We start from the raw sequence: 6,065 nt of genomic DNA, 5'->3' as shown, positions 1-6,065 counted from the left end.
GCCACCGCCAGAGACAAAACCACGAAACCACCAAGTCAGGCAGGATCGTGGCGCTCCGCACCGCGAACGGCAGATGCCCGAACACTCACCGAGCAAAGCGATGAGGGGCACCACCACGTGACCATTGGGTCATGCCATAGCGATATCCTTCGGGCCGGTTGGACACGCCAGCCAACACTCCGGGCCGTACGACGCAACCACCGAGGCTGAACAGCCTTATTGCTCTGCTCCCGGCAGGGCGGCTTTCTTTTCGTTAGTTTTCTTTGCCGGTCAAAGAAAAGTGACCGGCAGCCCCCGCAGGGGGATGTCGTATGGCTCTTGGGTCCAAAAACCATCGCCGATGAAATAAACAGCGACCAACCCCGCAGGGCAACGTCGTATGGCCCTTGGGTCCAAAAACCATCGCCGCTCAAAAAAACAGCGACCAACCACCCAACACAACATCAATCAATAGACGCCCCAACACTCCTAACCACCCCCGCCCATTTCTGCCGATCCGCCTTCACCGTAGTCCGGAACTGCTCAACCGTCTCAATCCGCGGCGAATTCCCCGCCTCGATCAACTTCTGCCGGATCGCCGGCGTTTCAAGAGCGACCTTGACCGCATCGTTGATCTTCTTGCTGATCTTGGGATCCAGCCCCTTGGGGCCGAAGAAGCCAAACCAGATGGTGCTGTTGAAGCCGGGCAACCCGCTCTCGGCTATCGTCGGCACTTCGGGAATCACCGCCACATGGCTCTTGGTGGTCACGCCAAGCAGCCGCACCTTGCCGGCGCGATACTGCGGCAACACGCTCTGCACCTGATTAAAAATGCAGCAGACCTCGCCCTTGAGCACGGCTTGCAGCGCATCGGGGCCGCCCTTGTAGGGCACATGGACCATATCCAGGCCGGCGCGCGCGTTGAATTCGGCGAAGGCCAGGTGCGTGCCGGTGCCGTTGCCGGTCGACGCGTAGTTGTACTTGCCGGGGTTGGCCTTGACCTTCTCGATGAACTCCTTGACCGACTTCACGTCGATCACGGCGGGGTTCACGGTCAGCACGTTGGAGACTTCCACCAGCGGCGCGACAGGCGTGAAATCGGCTTCGGCGTCGAACGGCAGGCTCTTGTACAGGGCCGGGTTGATGCCGTGGGTGGCGGCGGTGCCGAGCAGCAGCGTGTAGCCGTCGGGCTTGGCATGGGCCACCACTTCGGAGGCCACATTGCCACCTGCGCCGGGGCGGTAGTCATAGATGATGGTGGCCTTGAGCGACTTCTGCAGCGATTCCTGCAGCGTGCGTCCCACCATGTCCACGCCGGAGCCGGCGGTAAAGCCCATCAGGATGGTGATCGGCTGGGTCGGCCAGGCCGGGTCCTGCGCGCGGGCCGGTGCGGCCAGCGTGCCCAGCGCGGCGAGCAGGCCAAGGYTGGCGGCCAGGCGGGAAGCGCGGGACGAATGAGACGAACTGGACGAATGGAAAGCGGACGAGATGCGGCGGGTAGCAGTGCGGAACATGGGGTACCGTCGAAAAAAGGAATGCGGGTCGGGGCTGCCGGCCGGGGTCTGGCGCCCCGGGCCAAAACAGCAAGATACCAACGATCCGCCGCATTACCAACGATGGAGTTCGCTTGAAGGTATGCCATGTTGGTATAAGCAGACATGGACCGGAGTCCTGCCGCCGCCCGCACAGGCGAAAGCGCCMCTTGCGCCCCTAGCTGCGCAGCAGCCCAACCAGTTCGTCGATGTCCGGCAGCGCCGCCGCCGTGCCGACAAAGCCGGCACCGCCGTCCTCGCCCGCCTCCAGGATGCCATCGGCCAGCGCGCGCTTGCCGTGATGCAGCGTGAGGATGYGCTCCTCGATGGTGCCCGCGCTGATCAGCCGGTAGACGGTCACCGGGCGTTGCTGCCCGATGCGATGGGCGCGGCCCATGGCCTGGTCCTCTGCCGCCGGGTTCCACCAGGGGTCGGCGATGATCACGTAGTCGGCGGCCGTCAGGTTGAGGCCGAAGCCGCCGGCCTTCAGGCTGATCAGGAAGACATCGCCCTCGCCGGCCTGGAACGCCGCCACGCGCCGCGTGCGCTCGGCCGCTGGCGTGGCGCCGTCAAGGTACTGCCAGGCCAGGCCGGCCTCGTCCAGCCCTTGGCGCAGCAGTTGCAGGAAGTCGACGAACTGGCTGAAGACCAGCGTCTTGTGCCCGTTGGCGGCCAGCTCGCCCGCCAGTTGCACGAAGGCGCGCACCTTGGCGCCCGCCTGCCCGAGTTCCAGTTGCAGCTCGGGCGTGACCAGGCGCGCGTCGCAGGCGGCGCGCCGCATCCGCATGAGCTGCGCCAGCACATGGATGCGCGCCTCGGCAGCGGGCTGGCCGGCGGCGGTCTTGCGGGCCTGCGGGCCTTTGACCACGGCCTCGGCTTCGGCGAGCGCCTGGCGGCGCAGCGCTTCGTAGTGGGCCGCCTCGATCGGGTCCAGCTCGATGCGCAACACCAGCTCGGTGCGCGGCGGCAGTTCGTCCAGGACCTGGGCCTTGGTCCGGCGCAGCACGAACGGCGCGATCATGCGGCGCAGCCGCTGGGCCGCCTCGCGCACGCCATTGCGCTCGATCGGCACGGCGAAGTGCTCGTTGAAGCGGACCAGCGAGCCGAGCAGGCCGGGGTTGCAAAAGCGCATGATCGACCACAGCTCGGCCAGCCGGTTTTCGACCGGTGTGCCCGACAGCGCCATGCGGAAATCGGCCCGCAGCTCGAACACCGCCTGCGAGCGCTTGGTGGCGGCGTTCTTGAACGCCTGCGCTTCATCGGCCACCACCGTGTGCCACTCGCGCTGGCAGAAGGCGTCGCGCGCCTGCAGCAGCAGCGTGTACGAAACAATCACCACGTCATGCGGGCCGGCTTGTTCCAGCAAGGCCGTGCGCTCGCCCTCGGCATAGATGTGCACGCGCAGCGTCGGCGCGAAGCGCCTTGCCTCTTCGCCCCAGTTGCCGCACACGGAGGTTGGCGCGATTACCAGCGCGGCGCCGCCGCCGGCGCGCGCCAGCATCACGGCGAGCGCCTGCAGCGTCTTGCCCAGCCCCATGTCGTCGGCCAGGCAGGCGCCGAAGCCGGCCTCGGCGAGCGACATGGCCCAGCGGTAGCCGTCTTCCTGGTAGGGCCGCAGTTGCGCGGCCAGGTTGGCCGGCAGCGCGGCGTCGCTGTTGCGCGCCCGGCGCAGCCGCGCCACGCGCTGGCGGAAATGCTGGTCGGGGTCGATGCCGGCGCCGGCCAGCACGTCGTCCAGCCAGGGCGCCGCCATCAGCGGCACCTTGATACCGTCGGGCACGTTGTGCGCCACGCTGGCCAGGTCGCGCAGCCTGGCGCGCAGGCTGCGCGTGAGCGCCACATACACGCCCTGCCCCATCGGCATGAAGCGCCCGGCATGGCTGCCGGCCCAGGCCAGCAACTGGCCGAGCTGCAGCACCAGCCCCTCGGCCACGCCCAGCTCGCCGACCAGCTTGAACCATTCGCTCTCGGTCTCGATATGCACCGCCAGTTGCGGGATATCGGCGCCCACCACGCGGATTTCCTTGCCCCGGGGCCATTCCACCGCCAGCACGGCGGACAGCCCGGGCAACTGCTCGACCACCGACAACGCCTCCTCCGGATCGGCCAGGGTCCAGTCATATTCGCCGCTTTCGGGCGAGCGCGGCACCAGGAAGGGCAGCGCGTCGAACACTTCGGCCACGCTTGCCAATTCGGCCTTGAGATCGCGCACCGTGGCCAGGCTCTCCCCTTTGACCGCCGCCATCAGCCGCTCGCGCCCGCTGCCCGGGGCCAGCCGTGGCCCAAGCGGGCCCAGCGGCGTCACCACCAGGCGCAGCGAAAGGCCTTCGCCCAGCGGCGACAGCTCGGCGCGCAGCCGGCTCTCGGTCTCGAGCTCGCGGGCGCTGCCGTCGTGGTCGGAGTGCACCTGGAAGTGACCGGACAGCGCGCGCAGCGTGGCGTCAAGCTGCGCATGGGCCTCGGCCGGCACCGCCAGCCCGTCGGCGATCAGTTGCGCCGCGCCCTGCTGCGCGGGTGTCAGGCGGATCACGCGCAGGCGCTGCGAGCCTTCGCGCAGCACGGTGATCTGGCGCAAGGCCTCGGCGTCCGCGCGGCTGCCGGCAGGCAGGAAGCTGTCCATCGCCGGGGCCTCGCGCACCGGGGGTGAGACCCGCAAGGTGTAGCGGCCACCCTGGCGCACCACTTCCAGCGTGGGGGCGCCCTCCACCACTTCCAGCGTCTGCTCGGGCGCCTGCGCCAGCACCACGCCCGGATGCCCGACCAGCGCCAGCATGGCGGCGGCGCGATCGAGCACGTAGCGGCGGTGATAGGACTGGTCGCGGCGGACCGCGCGGGCGACGCGGGCGTCCCACGGCTCCAGCCGGTCGTCTTCGGCAAGGCGGGCCAGCGGGACGGGACGCGGCTTGTTCCAGCCGCGCGGGCCGCGCTGCTGCTCCAGCGGCTCGATGGTGCCGACCGCGCCGTCGGCGTCGATGGTCAACGCCCACAACAGGCGGCTGGCGCTGGCGCCGTCGGGCGCGCGCGTCTCGCCCGCCAGGGCCTGCAACGCTTCGAGCGCGAGCCGCCAGCTTTCCTGGCGCTGGCCGGCAAAGAAAGCTGGCGGCACCGGCTCGCCCGCATCCAGCGCCAGCGCGGCGTCCAGTTGCTGCGCGAACCAGTGCAGGCCGCAGCCTTGCAGGCGCGCACGCAGGGCCGCAACGGCCTCGGCGCGGGCGGCCGCCGGCTGGCGCCGCCCGCTGGCTTGCTTCACGTCGCCGAGCCAGGCGCGCAGCAGCACGCGCCAGAACTGCGCGAGCGGCGGCACCTCGGGGCGCAATGCGAACGCGGCCTCGTCCAGCCGCGCGTCACCCTTGTGCACGGCCAGCACGTGGCACCACAGCCCCCAGCGCTCGGTCGGCGCCGGGCTGCGTGTGCCCGCTTCCGCCTGGCAGAACTTGCGGGCTTGTTCGAGGTGGGCCGGCGTGCGCTGGGCCAGCAAGGACAGCGGATAGCAAGGCGCCAGTGAAGGCGGCAACAAGCCGGTTCGCTGGCGGCTTTCGGTCCGTAGCCGCTTGAGCGCCGCCTCGAAGCCCGCCTGGGCGGCTGGCCAGTCGCCTTCCTGCATGCGGGCAAAAGCGCGCAGGGCGTCGCCATCGCCGCCGCCCGCGTCGCCCATCGTGGATAGCAAGGCAAGGGCCGCCGGGCGCTCGCCGGCGTACAACCGGCCCTCGGCCAGCGCGGTGCGAATGGGGACCGGCAGCGCCTGCGGATCGTCGGCGTGGCAGGCCAGTCCGTAATCCAGGTAGGGCTGCAAGCGGGGATCCCAGTCGAAATAGAGACAGTCCAGGATCGCCAGCAAGATGCGCCAGCGCCAGGGCGGCACCACCTGGTCCAGCAGCGCGGCGTCGCCGCTGGCCAACGCCGCTTCCACCAGCATTTCGGCGCGGTCGGCTCCGTCCCCCCAAGGCGCCAGCATTTCGCCGATGGCCGCCTCCGAGGCTCCAGAGAACAGCATCTCGCGCAGCCGCCTGGCGTGCATGCGGCCTGGCGATTCACGATGGGAGGCGGAGGGTCCAGACGGCGGCGGCAGGGTCACGGGTGGCAGTGGCGGCATACACAATGTGACGATTTTAGACCCCGGCGCGCCCGCGCCCGCGTTGGCACAGGGGGTCTCGGGGTTTACAATGTCGCTTTTGCATGACTGATGGCGCTCTGGGAGAGAACCATGTCGATGGCGGATCGCGACGGTAAAATCTGGATGGACGGCAAGCTGATCGAATGGCGCGACGCCAAGATCCATGTGCTGACCCATACCCTGCATTACGGCATGGGGGTGTTTGAAGGCGTACGTGCCTACAAGACGCCGGCCGGTACCGCGATCTTCCGTCTCAAGGAGCACACCCGCCGCCTGTTCAACTCGGCCAAGATCTTCCAGATGCAGATGCCGTTCGACGCGGCCACGCTGGAGGCCGCGCAACGCGAGGTGGTGAACGCCAACCAGCTCGCGTCCTGCTACATCCGCCCGCTGGTCTGGATCGGCTCGGAAAAAATGGGCGTCTCGGCCAGGGGCAACAC

Annotated in this window: 3 protein-coding genes; 1 reads left to right on the top strand and 2 read right to left on the bottom strand. The window is 69.0% G+C overall.

The genetic code is table 11. From position 1 onward, the window contains the following. Positions 1-443: 443 nt before the first annotated feature. Positions 444-1,493 (bottom strand): Bug family tripartite tricarboxylate transporter substrate binding protein, encoded by a 1,050-nt coding sequence (locus tag AC1DS3_RS33660; RefSeq protein ID WP_477128867.1) that lies wholly within the window; start codon positions 1,491-1,493, stop codon positions 444-446. 196 nt (positions 1,494-1,689) lie between these two features. Continuing rightward, positions 1,690-5,529 (bottom strand): SNF2-related protein, encoded by a 3,840-nt coding sequence (locus tag AC1DS3_RS33655; RefSeq protein ID WP_477128866.1) that lies wholly within the window; start codon positions 5,527-5,529, stop codon positions 1,690-1,692. 186 nt (positions 5,530-5,715) lie between these two features. On the opposite strand from AC1DS3_RS33655, the gene AC1DS3_RS33650 reads away from it, so the two are divergent. Beyond that, a partial coding sequence (locus AC1DS3_RS33650) for an aminotransferase class IV (RefSeq protein ID WP_477128865.1) occupies positions 5,716-6,065 on the top strand: 350 nt, incomplete at its 3' end.

It is taken from the genome of Cupriavidus sp. 01L46 (assembly GCF_056399905.1).
This window is presented reverse-complemented; position numbering and strand designations above follow the sequence as displayed.